General features: G+C 72.0%; 15 protein-coding genes. 2 read left to right on the forward strand and 13 right to left on the reverse strand.

The genetic code is table 11. From position 1 onward, the window contains the following. Positions 1-136: 136 nt before the first annotated feature. From V6S66_RS09730 to V6S66_RS09755, 6 genes are all read right to left on the reverse strand, one after another. Positions 137-1,753 carry an ABC transporter substrate-binding protein gene (locus tag V6S66_RS09730; protein WP_334206542.1) on the reverse strand — a complete coding sequence of 539 codons (1,617 nt, stop codon included), beginning with the start codon at positions 1,751-1,753 and terminating at the stop codon, positions 137-139. 241 nt (positions 1,754-1,994) lie between these two features. Further along, positions 1,995-2,942, reverse strand: coding sequence for an electron transfer flavoprotein subunit alpha/FixB family protein (locus V6S66_RS09735; RefSeq protein ID WP_334206543.1), 948 nt, complete (start codon positions 2,940-2,942; stop codon positions 1,995-1,997). A gap of 13 nt (positions 2,943-2,955) precedes the next feature. Further along, positions 2,956-3,735, reverse strand: a complete 780-nt coding sequence (locus V6S66_RS09740; RefSeq protein WP_334206544.1) for an electron transfer flavoprotein subunit beta/FixA family protein — start codon at positions 3,733-3,735, stop codon at positions 2,956-2,958. A gap of 198 nt (positions 3,736-3,933) precedes the next feature. Then, complete coding sequence (locus V6S66_RS09745; protein WP_334206545.1) at positions 3,934-5,745, reverse strand: hypothetical protein; 1,812 nt, start codon at positions 5,743-5,745, stop codon at positions 3,934-3,936. Then, positions 5,690-8,335 (reverse strand): hypothetical protein, encoded by a 2,646-nt coding sequence (locus tag V6S66_RS09750; RefSeq protein ID WP_334206546.1) that lies wholly within the window; start codon positions 8,333-8,335, stop codon positions 5,690-5,692. Before V6S66_RS09750 ends, V6S66_RS09745 begins: the two co-directional genes overlap by 56 nt. Before the next feature lie 119 nt (positions 8,336-8,454). Further along, complete coding sequence (locus V6S66_RS09755; RefSeq protein WP_442885921.1) at positions 8,455-9,315, reverse strand: enoyl-CoA hydratase/isomerase family protein; 861 nt, start codon at positions 9,313-9,315, stop codon at positions 8,455-8,457. 68 nt (positions 9,316-9,383) lie between these two features. Between V6S66_RS09755 and V6S66_RS09760 the strand changes: the two genes are divergently transcribed. Beyond that, entirely contained in the window at positions 9,384-10,250 is an 867-nt protein-coding gene (locus V6S66_RS09760; protein ID WP_334206547.1) for an NUDIX hydrolase, read from the forward strand. 248 nt (positions 10,251-10,498) lie between these two features. Here V6S66_RS09760 and V6S66_RS09765 read toward each other — a convergent pair whose 3' ends face one another. The 7 genes from V6S66_RS09765 to V6S66_RS09795 form a co-directional block, all read right to left on the reverse strand. Next, positions 10,499-11,437 (reverse strand): hypothetical protein, encoded by a 939-nt coding sequence (locus V6S66_RS09765; protein ID WP_334206548.1) that lies wholly within the window; start codon positions 11,435-11,437, stop codon positions 10,499-10,501. Next, positions 11,434-12,366, reverse strand: a complete 933-nt coding sequence (locus V6S66_RS09770; RefSeq protein WP_334206549.1) for a hypothetical protein — start codon at positions 12,364-12,366, stop codon at positions 11,434-11,436. Before V6S66_RS09770 ends, V6S66_RS09765 begins: the two co-directional genes overlap by 4 nt. Before the next feature lie 127 nt (positions 12,367-12,493). Then, complete coding sequence (locus tag V6S66_RS09775) at positions 12,494-13,399, reverse strand: tetratricopeptide repeat protein (protein ID WP_334206550.1); 906 nt, start codon at positions 13,397-13,399, stop codon at positions 12,494-12,496. Positions 13,400-13,408: 9 nt separating this feature from the next. After that, positions 13,409-13,957 (reverse strand): PH domain-containing protein, encoded by a 549-nt coding sequence (locus V6S66_RS09780; RefSeq protein WP_334206551.1) that lies wholly within the window; start codon positions 13,955-13,957, stop codon positions 13,409-13,411. A 10-nt stretch (positions 13,958-13,967) separates the two neighbouring features. Further along, positions 13,968-14,126, reverse strand: a complete 159-nt coding sequence (locus tag V6S66_RS09785) for a hypothetical protein (RefSeq protein WP_334206552.1) — start codon at positions 14,124-14,126, stop codon at positions 13,968-13,970. A gap of 54 nt (positions 14,127-14,180) precedes the next feature. Continuing rightward, positions 14,181-15,143 carry a methylmalonyl Co-A mutase-associated GTPase MeaB gene (gene meaB / locus V6S66_RS09790; RefSeq protein WP_334206553.1) on the reverse strand — a complete coding sequence of 321 codons (963 nt, stop codon included), beginning with the start codon at positions 15,141-15,143 and terminating at the stop codon, positions 14,181-14,183. Positions 15,144-15,174: 31 nt separating this feature from the next. Next, complete coding sequence (locus V6S66_RS09795; protein WP_334206554.1) at positions 15,175-16,365, reverse strand: acetyl-CoA C-acetyltransferase; 1,191 nt, start codon at positions 16,363-16,365, stop codon at positions 15,175-15,177. A 220-nt stretch (positions 16,366-16,585) separates the two neighbouring features. Between V6S66_RS09795 and mce the strand changes: the two genes are divergently transcribed. Then, on the forward strand, positions 16,586-17,041 hold the full coding sequence (mce, locus tag V6S66_RS09800; protein WP_334206555.1) for a methylmalonyl-CoA epimerase: 456 nt from the start codon (positions 16,586-16,588) through the stop codon (positions 17,039-17,041). Positions 17,042-17,044: the final 3 nt, after the last annotated feature.

A 17,044-nucleotide genomic window follows, 5' to 3' on the forward strand; every position in this document is an offset into this window, starting at 1 on the left:
GGGACGGCTCCCCCGGGTTCGCCGGGAGGGTGCCGCGTGAACGCGTCCTGGTGGGACTGCGCCGGGCGGACCGCGCCTGTGGGGCGACGCCAGGCGTCGCCCCACAGGCGCGATCTCGTCGATCAGCTCGCGAGCGTCAGTTCTTCCACTCGCTGATCGCGTTGGCCTCTTCCCACAGCTCCTTGGCCTTCTCCGGGTTGTACTGGAGGACCTCGTTGCCGGCGATGGTGCCGTTGTAGCCGGGCATGACCGGGGAGCTGAACTCCGTGGCCGGCGTACGGGTGCCGTTGAAGATCTTGTCGCAGATCTCCTCACGGTTGATCGCCATCGAGATGGCCTGGCGACGCAGGCGGCCCTCCTCGCCCTCGAAGTGCGGCGCGTCCTGCGGGATGGTGAAGGACTGGAACACCGAGCCGGGCGAGTTGAACGCCTGGACCTTGTCGTCGGTCTCGAAGGTCGACAGCGCGCTCGCCGGGACCTGCTCCATCACGTCGAGGTTGCCGGCCTGGAGATCGGTGTAGGCCGGGTCGGCGCTGTCAGCGTAGAACTTGAAGGTCAGGCCGGCGTTGGCCGCCGGGACCTCACCCTGGTAGTTCTCGTTGGGCACCAGTGCGATCTCGACGTCGTCCTGCCAGGCGTCGGCGGAGGCCAGCTTGTACTGACCGTTGCCGACGGGGTTGCGCCCGAACGCCTCGAGGTCGTCCCACGCCGATGCCGGCACCGGGTAGAACGCCGAGTAGCCGAGGCGGTCCGGGAAGCTGGCCTCGGGCTGGTTGAGCTCGATCGTGAACGTCTGGTCGTCGACGACCGTGAGGCCCGAGAGGCTGTCGGCCTCGTCGGCCTGCGCCTCGTCGAAGCCCTTGATCGGGTAGAAGAAGTACGAGTTGAGCTGCGAGTTCGCGCCCACCGCACCGTAGTTCCAGGGCGTCACGAACGACTCGGCGTTGATGGGCTCGCCGTTGGAGAACGTCAGGCCCGGCTTGATCTTGACGGTCCAGGTGAGGTTGTCCTCGGACGTGATCGACTCGGCCACGGCGTTGACCGCGGTGCCGTCGTTCTCGTAGCGGACCAGACCTTCCCAGAGCTCGTCAATGATGCGGCCGCCGAGGTTCTCGTTGGTCGCGGTCGGGATCAGGGGGTTCTGCGGCTGTCCGCCGTAGGCCAGGATCGGACCGCCCGCCGGCTTCGTGATCGCACCGAAGTCGGGCATGTTCTGCCACGTGAACTCGACGTTCTCGACGTTGGTCGACGCCGCCCCGGAGTTGTTGGAGTACCACAGCGGGATGGCCGGCAGGTCCTCCAGGAGGATCTCCTGGGCCTGGTCCTGCAGCGCGAACGCCGTGGTGTCGTCCTGCGCGGCGCTGACCTGCTCGAGGAGGTCGTCGAACTCCTCGTCGGAGTAGTCGCCGTCGTTGGATCCTGCGTCGGTGCCGTACAGCGGGCCGAGGTAGTTGTAGATCGACGGGTAGTCGGGCTGCCAACCGGTGCGGAAGGACGTCTCGATCGTGCGCTCGGTGACGTCCGTGCGCAGGTCGTCGAACGTCGCGTACGACTGGCCGGAGGCGTCGATGCCCAGCACGTTCTTGATCTGGTTCGCCGTGGCGTCGGCCCACTCCTTGTGGCCGCCGTCGCCGTTGTAGGCGATGCGGAAGGTGTCCTTGTCGGACCCACCTCCGCCGCATGCGGAGAGCACCAAGGCGCTCGCGGCCACCAGGGCAACGCCCGTGTGGCGGACTCGTCGTGTGAGTCGCATCCATTCCTCCTGTTGATGGGTGGCCCGTGCGGTGGCACGGGCCAGCCGATGAATCCACCATGAGTATCACCAACGGACCACGTCGCAGTAGTCCCGACGGGCTACTTCATCGAATCGACACCGAACCCGCGGTGGACGCGCGTCGACGTCGAACGGTCGCGGACATGACCAGACCCCCGGACCACGAGGGTCCGGGGGTCTGGTGTCGAGCAGGTCGTGCGGTGTCGCTCAGGGGCGAGGATCAGCCCTTGCGCGCGACGATGGCCTCGGTGGCCTGCGGCAGGACGGCCTTGAGGTCGCCCACGACGCCGAAGTCGACGAGCTCGAAGATCGGCGCCTCCTCGTCCTTGTTGACCGCGATGATCGTCTTGGACGTCTGCATGCCGGCGCGGTGCTGGATCGCACCGGAGATGCCGTTGGCGACGTACAGCTGCGGCGAGACGACCTTGCCGGTCTGGCCCACCTGGAACGAGTGCGGGTACCAGCCGGAGTCGACCGCGGCGCGCGAGGCGCCCACGGCGGCACCGAGCGAGTCGGCGAGCGCCTCGACCTCGGAGAAGTCGCCACCGGTGCCACGGCCGCCGGAGACCACGATCGCGGCCTCGGTCAGCTCGGGACGGCCCGAGGCCTCCTTGGGCTTGCTGGAGGTGATCTTGGCGCCCTTGCCCGCGTCGGTGACGTCGAACGAGACGGCCTCGACGGTACCGGCGGCCGAGGCGGCCTCCGGGGAGGTCGAGTTCGGCTTGACGGCGATGACCGGCGCACCCTGGGTGACCTTCGCGTCAACGGTGAAGTTGCCGGCAAAGACGCTCTGGGTGGTGGTGATCGTGTCACCGTCGACGGAGACGTCGACGGCGTCGGTGATCAGACCGGACTCGGTGGCCAGCGCCACGCGGGCGCCGATCTCCTTGCCCTCGGTCGTGGCGGGCACGAGCACCGCGGCGGGGCTCTTGTCGGCGACGAGCTGCGCGAGCGCCTCGGCCTTGGGGGCCACGAGGAACTCGCCGTAGACGGCGTCGTCGAGCTGGTAGACCTTCTCAGCGCCGTACTCGGCGAGCTGCGAGGGGACCTCGGAGCCGAAGACGACGGCCGACGGCTCGCCGATGCGGCGGGCGATCGTGAGGAGCTCCAGCGACGGCTTGGTGACCTTGCCCTCGGGGGCGTCGATCAGCACGAGAACTTCAGACATGTCCCGTTCCCTTTCAGACGAACTTCTTGGAGGCGAGGAACTCGACGAGCTTGGAGCCGCCGTCGCCCTCGTCGGTCACGATCTCGCCGGCGGTGCGCGGCGGGCGGGGCTCATAGGACTCCACGGCGGTCCAGGCGTTGCCCTGACCGACCTCGGAGGCCTCGACACCCAGGTCGGCGAGCGACCACTCGTCGATCGGCTTCTTCTTGGCCGCCATGATGCCCTTGAAGGACGGGTAGCGAGCCTCACCGGTCTGGTCGGTGACCGAGACGACGACCTTGCCGGTCGCCTCGATCTCCTGCGTCGCGGCGTCGCCGTCGCGGCGGATCTTGACCGTGTCGCCGTCGACCGTGATCTCGGACGCGAACGTCACGGCCGGCAGACCGAGGCGCGCCGCGACGAGCGTCGGGACGACACCCATGCTGGCGTCGGTGGAGGCCATGCCGAAGAACACCATGTCGTAGTCGAGCTTCTCGATGGCCTTGGCGAGCACGAGCGAGGTCGCGAACGCGTCGGAACCGGCGATGGCGTCGTCGACGACGTGGACTCCGGCCGAGGCGCCCATCTGCAGCGCCTTGCGCACGGCGTCAGCGGCGTCCTCGGGGCCGACGGTCACGACCGTGACCTCGCCCTCGCCGGCCTCGACGACCTGCAGCGCCTGCTCGACCGCGTACTCGTCCAGCTCGGACAGCAGCCCGTCGACACCCTCACGGTCGACGGTGTTGTCGGACGTGAAGGTTCGGTCGGCCGTCGCATCCGGGACGTACTTGACCGCAACAACGATCTTGGTCACGGGGACCCTCCTGGAAGGTTCGGGATTCACGGCGCCGGGATCGGCGTCGCGGCCACCGGTTCGGTGACACCTGGGGACACTGTGCCACTGCGAAACCAGCGACAGTGAGGCGACCCTCAGCAACCTGCATGTTACCCACTCGTAGCATTCGGGGCGACCGGGGCGCGGCATCGACTGCGTCACACCGGCCCGGCTCCGTCAGTCGTCGTCGGTGCGGGACCGGAGCACGGACTGGGCTCCGAGGCCGATCGCGAGGTACACGATGGAACCCAGGCCCCAGGCCACGAGCGCCTCCTTCTGGGCGGCGTTGGACCCTGAGAAGTCGACCAGACCACCGAGCGGGGCGGTGAGCCCGTCGCAGATCGTGGAGACGACCGAGTAGAACGTGCCGGAGTCCGTGCCGAGCGCTGCGAGCATCGCTCCGACGGCCAGCAGGACCGACAGGATCAGGCCCCCGGCCCCGACGACGGCGGCGAGCACCGTGAGCGGGGACGTACGAGCCGAACCGCCGGCCACGTCGGGAGGCTCGGGCACATCGTCGATGTCGCGGGACTCGTGCCGCGCACGCTGCTTCTCCAGCTTCGCGGCTGCCTTCGCCTCGATCTTGCGCTGCCGGTCTGACGCCTTCTGCTCGCGGGCCGTCGCTCGGGCCGAGACGGCCACGGCCGCCTCGGTGGCACGTCGCTCGACGTCCTCCCAGTCGACCTCCGGCTCGGCGGAGACCTGCTCCTCGACACCAGGCACGTCCTCGACACCAGGCACGTCCTCGGCACCGGGCTCGTCCTCCGGCAGCGAGTCGGTCCGGGTGTCGGCGAGCGCGGCAGCAGCGGCAACCCGCTCGGCCTCCACACGCTCCGCCTCGGCCCGCTCGGCCTCCACACGCTCCGCCTCGGCCTGCTCGGCCGCCAGCTCCTCGGCGATGAGTCGCTCGACCTCCAGGCGCTCCGCCTCCAGGCGCTCGGCCTCCAGCCGCTGGGCCTCGAGCTGCTCCGCCTCCGCCCGCTGCGCCTCCAGGCGCTCCTCGGCCGCGGCCGCGGCGGCGACCGCGGCGAGCTCGGTCGGAGCGTCGTCTGCGGCGAGCTCGCGATCGATCTCGTCCGGCTCCCGATCGCGGGTGACATCGTCGTGCTTCTCGGGCGCCGGCTCGACCACGTCGTCACGGCGGCTCTTCGCCTCGGCGCGCGCCTGCCGGCGCTCGGCGGCAGCGGCACGGCGGGCGTGCTTCGCCGCGGTGCGACGTCCGCGACGGTCAGGCCGCGGGGCAGCGGCCGCAGACGTGTCCACGACCGACAGGTAGCCGTCCTGCGCCGCGTCGACCTCGGGGGTCGGCGGGAGCTGCTCGTCGACCGTCTCGGACTCGGCCGAGCGCTCAGGTGCCGCAGGCTCGACATCGGCCTGCGAGCCCTGTCGTGCGGCCGCACGAGCCTCGCGGCGCGCTTCCTTGGCGGCGGTGCGGCGCGCGCGGACGTCGGAACGCGGCGCGGCGACCTCGGGGGCCGGCACGAGCTGGTCCTCGGGCACCTCGGCGGCGTCCACGGGCGCGGCGGGCTCCACAGCGGTCTTCGGGGCCTGTCGCGCCGACCTGCGGGCCTCGCGGTGCGCCACCTTCTCGGCACGACGCGCCTCGCGCGCCTCGGCCTTCCGCTGACGCGCCAGCTCGCGGGGCGTCGGCTCCGCGGGCTCGTCAGGAGCGGCGTCGGACACCAGGTCGACGGCCGCGGCGGAGTCGTCCGCGTGGTCGACCTCGGTGTCCTCGGTGTCCTCGGTGTCCTCGGTGGCGAGCGGCGGCTCGTGCCGCTCGGCGGACGCGCGCTCCTCGGCCTCGGCCTGTGCGGCCCACTCCCCCGCAGTCGTCAGGCCCGCGAGGGCACGCTGCAGCGGACTCGTGCCGGCGACCGTGCGGCCAGCGACACGTCGCTCGAGACCGTCCGAGTCGGACGGTTCCCGAGGTGCCTCACTTACGTCGAACGACTCTTTTTCTGGTCGGGGAGGTAAGGGCCCCCGACTCACCGCTCACCTCCTGGAGCGATTCGTCCGAGTCGTCGTCGACGGCGTCCCCGCCGTCGTCGATGAACTCGGACGCCGTCGGCGCGGACGGCGCCAGTGGCGTGCCCTTCGCGACCTGGTTCGCCATGACGATGTGCTCCTGGGCGACGCGCTCGGCCTCGGCCTCGGCGGCGGCGACCCACTCCATCGCGGTGCGCTCGGCCTCCTGCAGCTTCTGCTCGGCGGCCTCACGGGCGGCAGCGACAGCCTGGCTCAGGCGCTCCTGCGCCTCACGCTTGGACGCGATCGTGACGCGCTCGGCCTCGGACTGAGCCTGCGCGATCCGCCGCTGGGACTCCGCCTCGGCCGCGGAGGCGACCCGACGGGCCTCCTCCTGCGCAGCGGCCACCTTCTCGGCCGCGGACCGCTCGGCCTCGGCCACCTTGTGCTCGGCGTCTCGGCGGGCCTCCTCGGCAGCCAGCGCCTGCTGGCGCTCACCCTCGGCACGGGCCTGGGCCGCCACACGGGCGGCCTCCGCGGCCTCCGCGGCGACCCGCTCGGCCTCGGCCTGGGCCAGACGCACGCGTTCCTCGGCGATGCGCTCCGCGTCCGCCAGCCGCTGGGCGGCCTCGACGCGCTGTGCCTCCGACTCCTCGGCCAGGCGGCGCGCCTGGGCCTCGGCCTCGGCGACGAGGGACTTCGCCTCGTCGCGCTCGCGAGCGAGCTCGGCCGCAGCCGCCTCGTGCCGGGATGCGGCCTCGGAGGCGAGGCGCTCGGCCTCGACCTTGGCCGCGACGAGCTTCTCCTCGGCGGCGCGCTCGGCGTCAGCGACCCGGACGGCGATCGCGACACGCTCGGCCGCGACCTCCTGGGCGTACTTCTCGGCCTCACCCTTCGCCGCGGCGATGTGGTTGGCCGACGTCTCCTCGGCGTCCCGCACGATCTTGTCGGCCTCGGCCTTGACCTCGGCGAGGCGGCGGTCGGCCTCCTCGCGCTCGGCGGCGAGCTGGGCCCGGGCCGTCTCCCGCTCCTGCGCGGCCTGGCGCGCGACCTCGTCGGCCTTGGCCTGGGCGGCCTGGATGCGACGCTCCGCATCCTCCTCAGCAGCCTTCAACCGCTCCTGGGCCGTGCGCTCGGCCTCGGCCTCGGCCTCGGCGATGCGCTTCTCGGTGTTGCGAGCCGCCTCGTCCTCGGCCGCCTGCACGAGACGGTGCGCCTCGGCCTCGGCCTCGGCGATGCGAGCGGCGGCGGAGCGCTCGGCCTCGGTCTTCGCCGAGGTGACCCGCTCGTCGGACTCGCGCTGGAGCTGAGCGATGCGGGCCGCAGCGGCGGCACGTTCGCTCTGGATGTCACGGTTGACACGCTCGGCCTCGGCCCGGGCCGCGGCGACACGCTCCTCGGCGGCTTCCTCGGCCGCCTGGAGCTTCTGGGCGGCTGCCTCACGCTGACGGATCTCGTCGGCCTCGAGCCGAGCCTCCAGGTCGGCCCGCTCGCGAGCCGCCTCCTCCATGAGCCGGGCCGCCTCGGCCCGGGCCGCGGCGACGCGGCCCTGGGCGGCAGCACTGGCCGCGGCGAGCTTCTCGGCGAAGGTCGGACCGGCCGCCACTGGCGCCGGGGCGACGTAGAGCTCGGACGCCGGCTCGGGCTGCGGCTCGGGCTCGGGCTCGGGCTCGGGGGCACTCTCGGCCACCGGCTCAGGCTGCGGCTCAGGCTGCGGCTCGGGCTCGGGCTCGGGCTCGGGCTCGGGGGCACTCTCCGCCACCGGCTCAGGCTGCGGCTCGGGCTCCGGGGCACTCTCGGCCACCGGCTCAGGCTGCGGCTCGGGCTCCGGGGCACTCTCGGCCACCGGCTCAGGCTGCGGCTCGGGCTCCGGAGCACTCTCGGCCACCGGCTCAGGCTGCGGCTCGGGCTCCGGAGCACTCTCGGCCACCGGCTCAGGCTGCGGCTCGGGCTCCGGAGCACTCTCGGCCACCGGCTCAGGCTGCGGCTCGGGCTCGGGCTCGGGCTCCGGGGTACTTTCTGCCGCCGGCTCCGCGTCCTTCCTGTCCTCCGCGGCCAGCTCGCCGGCGGTGGCGGCGCTCCACAGGCGACCGAACACGGACTCCCGCGGTCCGTCGTCGGCCAGCTCGCGGTCGGCGTAGGGCGACGGGTCGGTGAGCGGGTCGGTGAGCGGGTCCGGGCGGGCCGCGACCTCGGGCTCCTGACCACGCTGGATCTCGTCGGAGATCTCGTCGCGGCTCATCTCGCGCGTCGACTCGCTCGTGTCGTTGCGCTGCGCGGCGGCGTGGCGTGCCGCCTCGAGCTTCTGGGCGAGGGTCTGCGGCTCGGCCGGGGCCGGGGTGGCCTCGACCTCGGCGGAGACCTCCTGGACCTCGGGAGTCTCGTCATCGGACGACTTGCGGGACGTGCGCTCGTCGCGGCGCCGCTTGGCGGCCTCCAGACGCGCCGCCTTGGCTGCGGCACGTCGCTCCCGCGCGGACAACGGCCGACCGGCGGAGCCCGTCGAGGCCGCAGAAGCTCGCTCGTCACCGGAGTCCTCGATCATCTCTGCCGCGACCCGCAAGGGGTCGGAAGCAGCGCTACCGGTCGTCGGCTTCTCGTCTGAGTCGCTCATGACTCCCTTTCCTCGCGGGCATGGTGGGTCACGTCCGCATCAGTATGCCTCAATAGTCACTCGCGTCCATGCAATTCCCGAGCGGGACCCCGGGACGCATCAGGGGTGCTCGAGGCGGGTCACCGCCCGGTGAAGGTCGCCTGGCCCGGACCGTTCTCGACGAACGACGTCATTCCGGCGGTGCGGTCGTCGGTGGCGAAGAGTCCGGTGAACTCCACGCGCTCGATCTCGAGCCCCGACTGCAGGTCGACCTCGAGGCCGCGGTCGACCGCGGCCTTGGCAGCCCGCAGGGCCAGCGACGCACCGCCCACGAACTGGGCGGCCCAGGCGACGGCCTCGGCATGGACGTCCTCGGCCGGAATCACCCGATCGACCAGGCCGATCGCGAGCGCCTCGTGCGCGTCGACGAAACGTCCCGTGAAGATCAGGTCCTTGGCGGTGGACGGTCCGACGAGTCGGGCGAGTCGCTGCGTGCCGCCGGCACCGGGGATGATGCCCAGCAGGATCTCGGGCTGGCCGAGCTTGGCGTTCTCCGCCGCGAACCGCAGATCGGTGCTCAGCGCCAGCTCACATCCTCCGCCGAGCGCGAAACCCGTGATGGCCGACACCGTGGGCTTGCCGATGGCCGCGATGGCCCGCGTGAAGTCCTGGAGCAAGTGAGCATGCCGCACCATCTCCTGGTACGTCATGTCCGCCATCTCCTTGACGTCAGCACCGGCGGCGAACACCCGCTCGCCGCCGTAGACCACGACCGCGGCGACGTCGTCGCGCGTGTCGGCCTCGCGGGCGACCTCGATGAGCTCACGCTGCACCTGGGCGTCGAGCGCGTTCATCTTGGGACGGTCGAGGCGGATCGTTCCCACCCCGTCGGCAACCTCGAGCCGCACGAACTCTCCCACGTCAGTCTCCTCGCCCGCGGCCCTCGAGCCGCTCGTCACGTCGCGGCCCGGGTGGCCCGTCTCGTCGATGTCGCCGAGCATAGGGCGCACCGGCGCGACCGCGTACGGTGGTCGGGGCCCGCGACCCGGGGGCCGCACGAGAGGCAGGCATGGACGCACGCGAGATCGCCGACGACACCGTCACCCTGCGCCCCGAGCGCTCCCAGGCCGAGTTCGACGGCTACAGCGTCTGGGCCGACGGCGAGCGGGTGGGTTCGGTCGCGCTGCGCAAGGAGTCGCGGGCGGGCTGGTCGATCCGGTGGAACGTCGGCACCGGCGACTCCTCCATGCGCTGGGCCCTGCACGCGGTGGGTCTGGCGGTCGACCACGTCCTGGGCGAGCTGGGCGCGGGCCGGGTGGAGGCGCGGATCCCGGTCGACCGGACTGCCGACGTCCGCGCTGCCTCGATCTGCGGTCTGCGTCGCGAGGGCCTGCTGCGGGGGGCCGAGGGCGAGCCCGACCGGGTGCTCATGGCGCGCCTGGCCACCGATCCGCCGCCGCGGTCCCGCGACGGATTCATCGCGATCCTCAACGCCGGACTGCCGACCAAGCGCGTCATCGCCCAAGGGCTCTGGCGCGACCACACGGGTCGTGTCCTGCTGTGCGAGCTGACCTACAAGCAGGAGTGGGACCTCCCCGGAGGTGTCATCGAGGTCGGCGAGTCGCCCGCCGTGGGCCTGCGTCGCGAGCTGCTCGAGGAGCTGGGCCTGGACGTCGAGGTCGGTGACCTCGTCACCGTCAGCTGGCTGCCGGCCTGGCGCGGATGGGACGACGCCTGCATCTTCCTGTTCGACCTCGGGGTGGCCGACGAGTCGATCACGGCGACCATGACGCTGCAGCCCACGGAGATCGCCGCGGTGCACTGGTGCGACGTCGCGACGATCCGCGAGAGGGCCACCAGTGCGGCCATCGAGGTCCTGGCCTCGGTGGAGGCCGGCGTCGACAGCTATCGCGAGGCCCCCCTCGCCCCTGAGTAGGTGACCAGCACGCTGACCTGACGGCGTTCCGCGCTCCCGGACAAGCGGCATGGACCAGAGGGGGGGCGGTGAGCCAGCAACCTTCTGGACGTCAGGTGAGGTTGCTGCGCCACCGGCGCCCATGGTCAGCGGTGACTCACCAACCTCCTGCCCCCGGGAACGGTTGCCTGCTCACCGCGCCAACCCGTGGTGCGCTCCGTGGCCGCTTGTCCGCGGCCACGGAGGGCCGACGGCTCAGCGGGCGCGCCTCACTCGACGGCGACGACGCCGCCGAACTGGCCCAGGACGCGGACGTCGCCCTGACCCGGCGGCACCAGCAGCAGCACCTGGTGGTCGAAGCGCACCGTGCCGGTGCCGGTGATGCCCTCCGGCGCGAGGGCCTTCTGCACGGTCCCGTCCGGGTACGTGACGGTGCGCCCCGTGGTGACCTGGAACTGGTCGGCACGGTGCAGCGTGGCGAAGACCAAGGCGCCTCCGTCGGCCGTGCGCACCGCATACTCCACCGGATCGGCGGTCCACGCCTGGCTGAACGCGACGTCGGCGAGTCCCTGGCTCTGTCCGAACGCGTCGCGCATCTGCTGCAGGAACGCGTCGTCGCGCGCCACGCCGTCGCCGGCCTGCTCCGGCAGGATCGACAGGGTCGAGACGTACGCGTCGACCGCCGCCTGGGGCGACAGGGCCATGCCCCGGTCGTCGTCCGGCGTGACGGCGACGGCATTGGCGTCGCCGCTGGCCCGCAGCTCCGGGAGCACCGCCTCGGCGACGATCTGCGGACTGGCGACGAGGGCCCACGTGTCGACCGAGCTCGCCCGGCTGAACACCTGGACCCGTCGCTCGTCGCCGTCGTCGGTGGAGGCGACCGCCATGAACCACAGCGGATAGGCGCGGAACCGCGGAATGGCGACCTCGTCCGCCCGTAGCGTCGTGGTGCCCGCCCCTCCGTCGACCTGGAAGGCGGCGGTGTCGATGTCGAGCACGCTCCCCCGCTCGACGACCGAGAGCGGCTGGGCCGAGGCGATGTCGACCGCGGCGTTATAGACCTCCCGGTAGCGGGCGTAGACGTCATCGACGTCGGACTCCTCGATGGCGGGCTTGCTCGCCTGGGTGTCGTCGCGCTGGTGCGGCACCATGCAGGCCACGAGCGCCAGGCACGAGATCAGGGCCGTCAGGACTCGCGTGGCTCTCATCGTGACTCCTCGTCCGGCTCGTCGTCGACGACCTCGAACTCGTGCAGCTCGTCCTCGGTCACCTCGTGCTCCACCCCGTCGTCGTCGACCCAGACGTACACGGCCGTCACCTCGTCAGGAGCCGGCTCCGAGACGGCCGCGATCTCGGGCCCCGGGTCCGGGTTCGGGCTGGCGACCGGTTGGGGCGGCTGCTCGTCGACGACCTCGAAGCCGTCGAGCTCGGCCGGGTCGATCTCGTGCTCCACCCCGTGCTCGTCGACGTACACGTAGACCTCGACCTCCTCGACCTCCTCCGCCAGCAGCACGTCGTCGACCGGCTGGTCGACGCGCCACACGTGGCGCCGCCGCAGCAGCACACCGAACCAGGCCAGACCGATGCCGAGCAGGGCGATGCCGGCGCCGCGCCCGAAGCCGCCGCGGATCCCGTAGGCCATCGTGACCTCCAGGCCCGAGAGGTTCGTCGAGCCCACCGCGACGACCGCGATCGAGAGCGGCTCGTCCGGGAGGGTCAGGCTGATGTCGGCCCCGCCGAGGCCGGCCTGGGCGACGAACCACCAGTCGAGCGCCGTCGGCGCGGAGGGGAGGTTGGGCTGACCCTCGACGTCGCGCGTCTCGATCGTCCAGGGCGCCTCGTAGGACGTCACCTCGACCCGGGCGGTGTCCTGCAGGTAGTCCTGGACGTCGACGGTGTTGCCCACGCCCACGAAGACAGGCTTGTCGATCGGGACCTCCACCAGGAGGTCGACCTGCACCCCGACGATCGAGACGACGCCGGGGGCGGTCACCACGGCGGCGGCGTCGGTGTCGATCGCGTGGGGCCCGGTCGTCACCCGACCGTCAGGTCCGAGCACGACCATCACGGCGATGCCGGCGACGGCGATGAGCACGCCGAGCACGGTCAGTGCCCACGCCCCGACCTTGCGCCCCATCGCGCGCACCGTCCCTCCCAGCGAGCCGGCCCGCCCTCGCTGGACCGCTCGGCCGACCCTACCGGCGCGGAGGTGCCTGGAGGTGCGACGCGCGGTCAGGCCGGGCGGATCTCGGACCTGGCTCGGCTCAGAAGAGGGCCGTGGCGAGTCGGCGACGTGCCGTGGCGACGCGCGGGTCGTCGGCTCCGACGACGACGAACAGCTCGAGCAGGCGCTCGCGCACGCGGTCGCGGTCGGACTCCGTGGTGCGTGCGACGAGCTGGATCAGGCGGTCGAAGGCGTCGTCGACGTGTCCCCCGCTGACGTCGAGGTCCGCGACGAGCAGCTGGGCGTCGACGTCACCCGGGACGTCCGCGGCGGCGGTGCGGGCCTGCTGCAGGTCCGCGCCCTGCGTGCGGGCCATCAGGCGCACGCCCGCGAGGCGCTCGGCGACCTCGGCGTCGCCGGGACTCTGGGCAGCGAGCTTCTCGTAGACCGCGATCGCACCGTCGAGGTCGCCGGCGTTGAACGCGGCATCGGCCTCGGCGAACCGCGGGTCGTCCTCCGGCTCCTCCGGCGTCTCGGCCGCGACACCCGGTGCGGGCGCGCGCCCCGTGACCCCGTGCTCGGCGCCGAGCCGGATGAGCTCCTCGAAGTAGCCGCGGATCTGCTCGTCGGGCACCGCGCTCTGGAACAACGGCACGGGCTGGCCCTTGACCAGTCCGACGACGAGCGGGACCGCTTGCGCGCCGAGGGCCTGGCCGATGCCCGGGTTGGCGTCGACGTCGACCTGCACGAGGAGGATCTGACCGTCGTACGTGTTGGCCGCCGCGGCCAGCCGGGCGTTGAACTCGGCGCTCTCGGGCGCGCGGGGCGACCACAGGCTCAGCACGACGAGGTGCTGGAGCGACCCGTCGAGCGCGACCTGCTGGAAGTCGGCCTCCGTGGCGTCGACGACCCAACCACCGGAGGTGGATCCGCCCTGCCCTGGGGCAGGTGCGGCGGGTCGAGCGAGGGCGGACAGATCGAGGGCACCCGGGCGCGAGAAGCTCATGCACCCATCCTAGAGAAGGTGGTGAGGCGGTACTCCCCCGCGCGGTCCGCGCAGGCCCGCACGCTGCACGACACGCTGGATCGTGAGGTCGCGGCGGTCGGGGTCACCGATGAAGCGGATGTCACGCAGGCCCTGCGCCTGGGCGGCCGACTCGAACACGAAGTGGCCGTAGCCGAGCAGGCGACCCAGCAGCGGCTTGTCGACCGTGATGTCGAGGATGCGCGTGATCGGCATCGTCGCGATCTTGACGTTGAAGACGCCCGAGGCTCGGAACACCCGCATGTTGGTGATGACGAACACGTCCCGGCGCTCGCGCGCCGTGACGAAGACGGCGTGGGCCAGCAGCCCGAAGGAGAGCAGCAGGAAGACCCAGCCCCACGAGATCGGGCCGAACAGGGCCAGCAGCCACAGGGCGCCCACGCCGACCAGCTCGACGCTGGGCAGGGCGTAGACGATCGCGTGGTGCCGGACGAGGTCGACGACGTGCTCGCCCTCGTCGGCGAGCAGGTGGCGGTCCACCTGCTGCTCGGGGACGCGCGCGGCCAGCGCTCGGATCATGGACGACCCGCTACTCGAAGAGCTCCTGGACGAAGACCCCCACGTTGCCGAAGGCGTCGATGACGGCGTTGAACGCGCCTTCGACCGCGTCGGCCGCTTCGGTCGGCGCGGTCAGCAAGTAGTAGACGGCAAACCCGATCACGAGCAGCGCCAGAGCCTTCTTCACCACGGGATCATTTCTAGGCCATCGAGCCCGCCGAGCGAGGGAGGCGCGCCGGGCCCGTCAGATCTGGTCGAGGACGACCTCGGCCGCCCGGTACGGATCGGTGGTGCCGCCGAGGACGTCCGCCGCGAGTCCGTCGAGCCGGGCGTCGCCGGAGAGGTGGCCGAACCGGCGGGTGACCTCGCCGAGGGCGATCGCCTCGATCTCGCGGCGCGCCCGTGCGAGGCGCCGGCGGCGGCCCTCCCCCGACGACTCCAGGTGCTCGCGGTGGTCGTCGATGCCCGCGAGCAGCTCCTCGATGCCCTCGCCCGTCGTGGCGACCGTCAGCACGATGGGCGGCTTCCAGGCCCCGTCGGCCCGATCGGTCATCGAGAGCATGCCGCGCAGCTCCCGCCGGGTGGTCGTGGCGCCGTCGCGATCGGCCTTGTTGACGCAGAACACGTCACCGATCTCCAGGATGCCGGCCTTGGCGGCCTGGATGCCGTCACCCATGCCGGGCGCGAGCAGGACCAGGCTCGTGTCGGCGAGGCCGGCGATCTCGACCTCGGACTGCCCGACGCCCACCGTCTCGACCAGCACGACGTCGCAGCCCGCGGCGTCGAGCACCCGCAGTGCCTGGGGGGCGGCTGCGGCGAGGCCGCCGAGGTGCCCCCGGCTGGCCATGGACCTGATCATGACGCCCGGGTCGGTCGCGTGGTCGGACATGCGGATGCGGTCGCCGAGCAGCGCGCCGCCGCTGAAGGGCGACGAGGGGTCGACCGCGAGCACGCCCACCGTGCGCCCCGAGCGACGCAGTGCCGCCACGAGGGCCGACGTCGAGGTGGACTTGCCGACCCCCGGCGATCCCGTCAGTCCGACGACGTGGGCGGAGCCCGTGTGGGGCACGAGCTGCTGGGCCACCTCACGGAGCTTCGGTGAGTCCACCTCGACCAGGGAGATCAGGCGGGCGACGGCCCGGGCCTTGCCCGGACCGTCGCCCCGTGCCGTCTCGACGAGCGTGGAGACGTCGTCGTCACGGCGCATGGTTCTGCTGACCGAGGTCAGGACGGTGCCGTCAGGACTGGGGCACGCGGATGACCAGGGCGTCGCCCTGACCGCCGCCACCGCAGAGGGCGGCCGCGCCGACGCCGCCGCCACGGCGCTTGAGCTCGAGCGCGAGGTGCAGGACCACGCGCGCGCCGCTCATGCCGATGGGGTGGCCCAGCGAGATCGCGCCGCCGTTGACGTTGACGATGTCCTCGGAGATGCCGAGCTTCTTGGTCGAGGCCAGGCCGACGGTCGCGAAGGCCTCGTTGAGCTCGACGAGGTCGAGGTCGGAGGCCGACAGGTCGGCCTTGGCCAGGGCCGCGGCGATGGCGTTGGCGGGCTGGTCCTGCAGGCTCGAGTCCGGGCCGGCGACGTTGCCGTGCGAGACGATCTCGGCGAGGATCGGCAGGCCGAGCTCCTCGGCCTTGGCCTTGCTCATGACCACGACCGCGCACGCGCCGTCGGAGATCTGGCTGGCGGTGCCGGCCGTGATCGTGCCGTCCTTGGAGAACGCCGGGCGGAGCTTGCCGAGCGACTCGGCGGTCGTGTCGCCACGGACGCCCTCGTCGGTGCTGACAACGACCGGGTCACCCTTGCGCTGCGGGATCTCGACCGGGACGATCTCGTCGTCGAAGACGCCGTTCTTCTGGGCCGTCGCGGCGAGCTGGTGCGAGCGGGCACCGAACGCGTCCTGCTCCTCGCGGGTGAACGTCTCGACGTCGACGTTGCGCTTCTCGGTGAGCGAGCCCATCGCCTGGTTCGTGATGGCGTCCCACAGGCCGTCGTACTCCATGTGGTCGAGCATCGTGGTCTTGCCGTACTTGAAGCCCTCGCGCGAGCCGGTGAGGAGGTGCGGCGCCTGCGTCATGGACTCCTGGCCACCGGCGACGATGACGTCGTACTGGCCCGACTGGATCAGTGCGTCGGCCAGGGTGATGGCGTGGATGCCCGACAGGCAGACCTTGTTGATGGTCAGGGCCGGGACACCGAGCGGGATGCCGCCCTTCTCGGCCGCCTGGCGCGCGGGCACCTGGCCGGCGCCGGCGCCGAGGACCTGGCCCATGATCACGTAGTCGACCTGGTCGCCGGTGACACCGGCCTTCTCCAGGGCGCCCTTGATGGCGACGCCACCGAGGTCGGAACCGGACTGGGTCTTGAGTCCGCCGAGGAGGCGGCCGATCGGGGTGCGGGCCCCGGAGACGATCACGGTCTGAGTCATGGATGAGCTCCTTAGAAGGCGGTCCCCGGTGCAGCGGTGCCGAGGACGGTGCGGCCACTTTACCCAGAGGTAACGTGCCGCCGTCGCGGGGCGTGGCTCGGATCACGCCGGCGACGGGTCCCGACCAGCGCCTCCTGGTCGAGGGCACGGCCCACAGAGCGATCCGGATCGTCGGCCGACCCCGCCGGGCGGTTGCCACGACCTGCTCTACGCTGCCCCCATGTCTGCGACCGAGCCCCTTGTCCCCGCACACCTGCTGATCGCGATCGACCACGTCGGCATCGCCGTCCCCGACCTCGACGAGGCGATCAGCTTCTACTCCTCCCTCTTCGGGCTGGAGTCGGTCCACGAGGAGACCAACGACGAACAGGGCGTGCGTGAGGCGATGCTCGCGGTCGGCGACTCCGGCTCCTTCATCCAGCTGCTCGCGCCGCTCTCGCCCGACACCACGATCGGCAAGTTCCTGGCCAAGAACGGCCAGGGCATCCAGCAGCTCGCCTATCGCGTGAGCGACCTCGACGTCGTCTCGGCGACGCTGCGCGAGCGCGGCGCCCGCCTGCTGTACGACGAGGCACGCACGGGCACCGGCGGGAGCCGGGTCAACTTCGTGCACCCGAAGGACGCCGGCGGCGTCCTCGTGGAGCTCGTCGAGCCCGCGACCGACGGCGGCCACTGACCC

It is taken from the genome of Aeromicrobium sp. Sec7.5 (assembly GCF_036867135.1).
Classification (GTDB): Bacteria; Actinomycetota; Actinomycetes; order Propionibacteriales; family Nocardioidaceae; genus Aeromicrobium.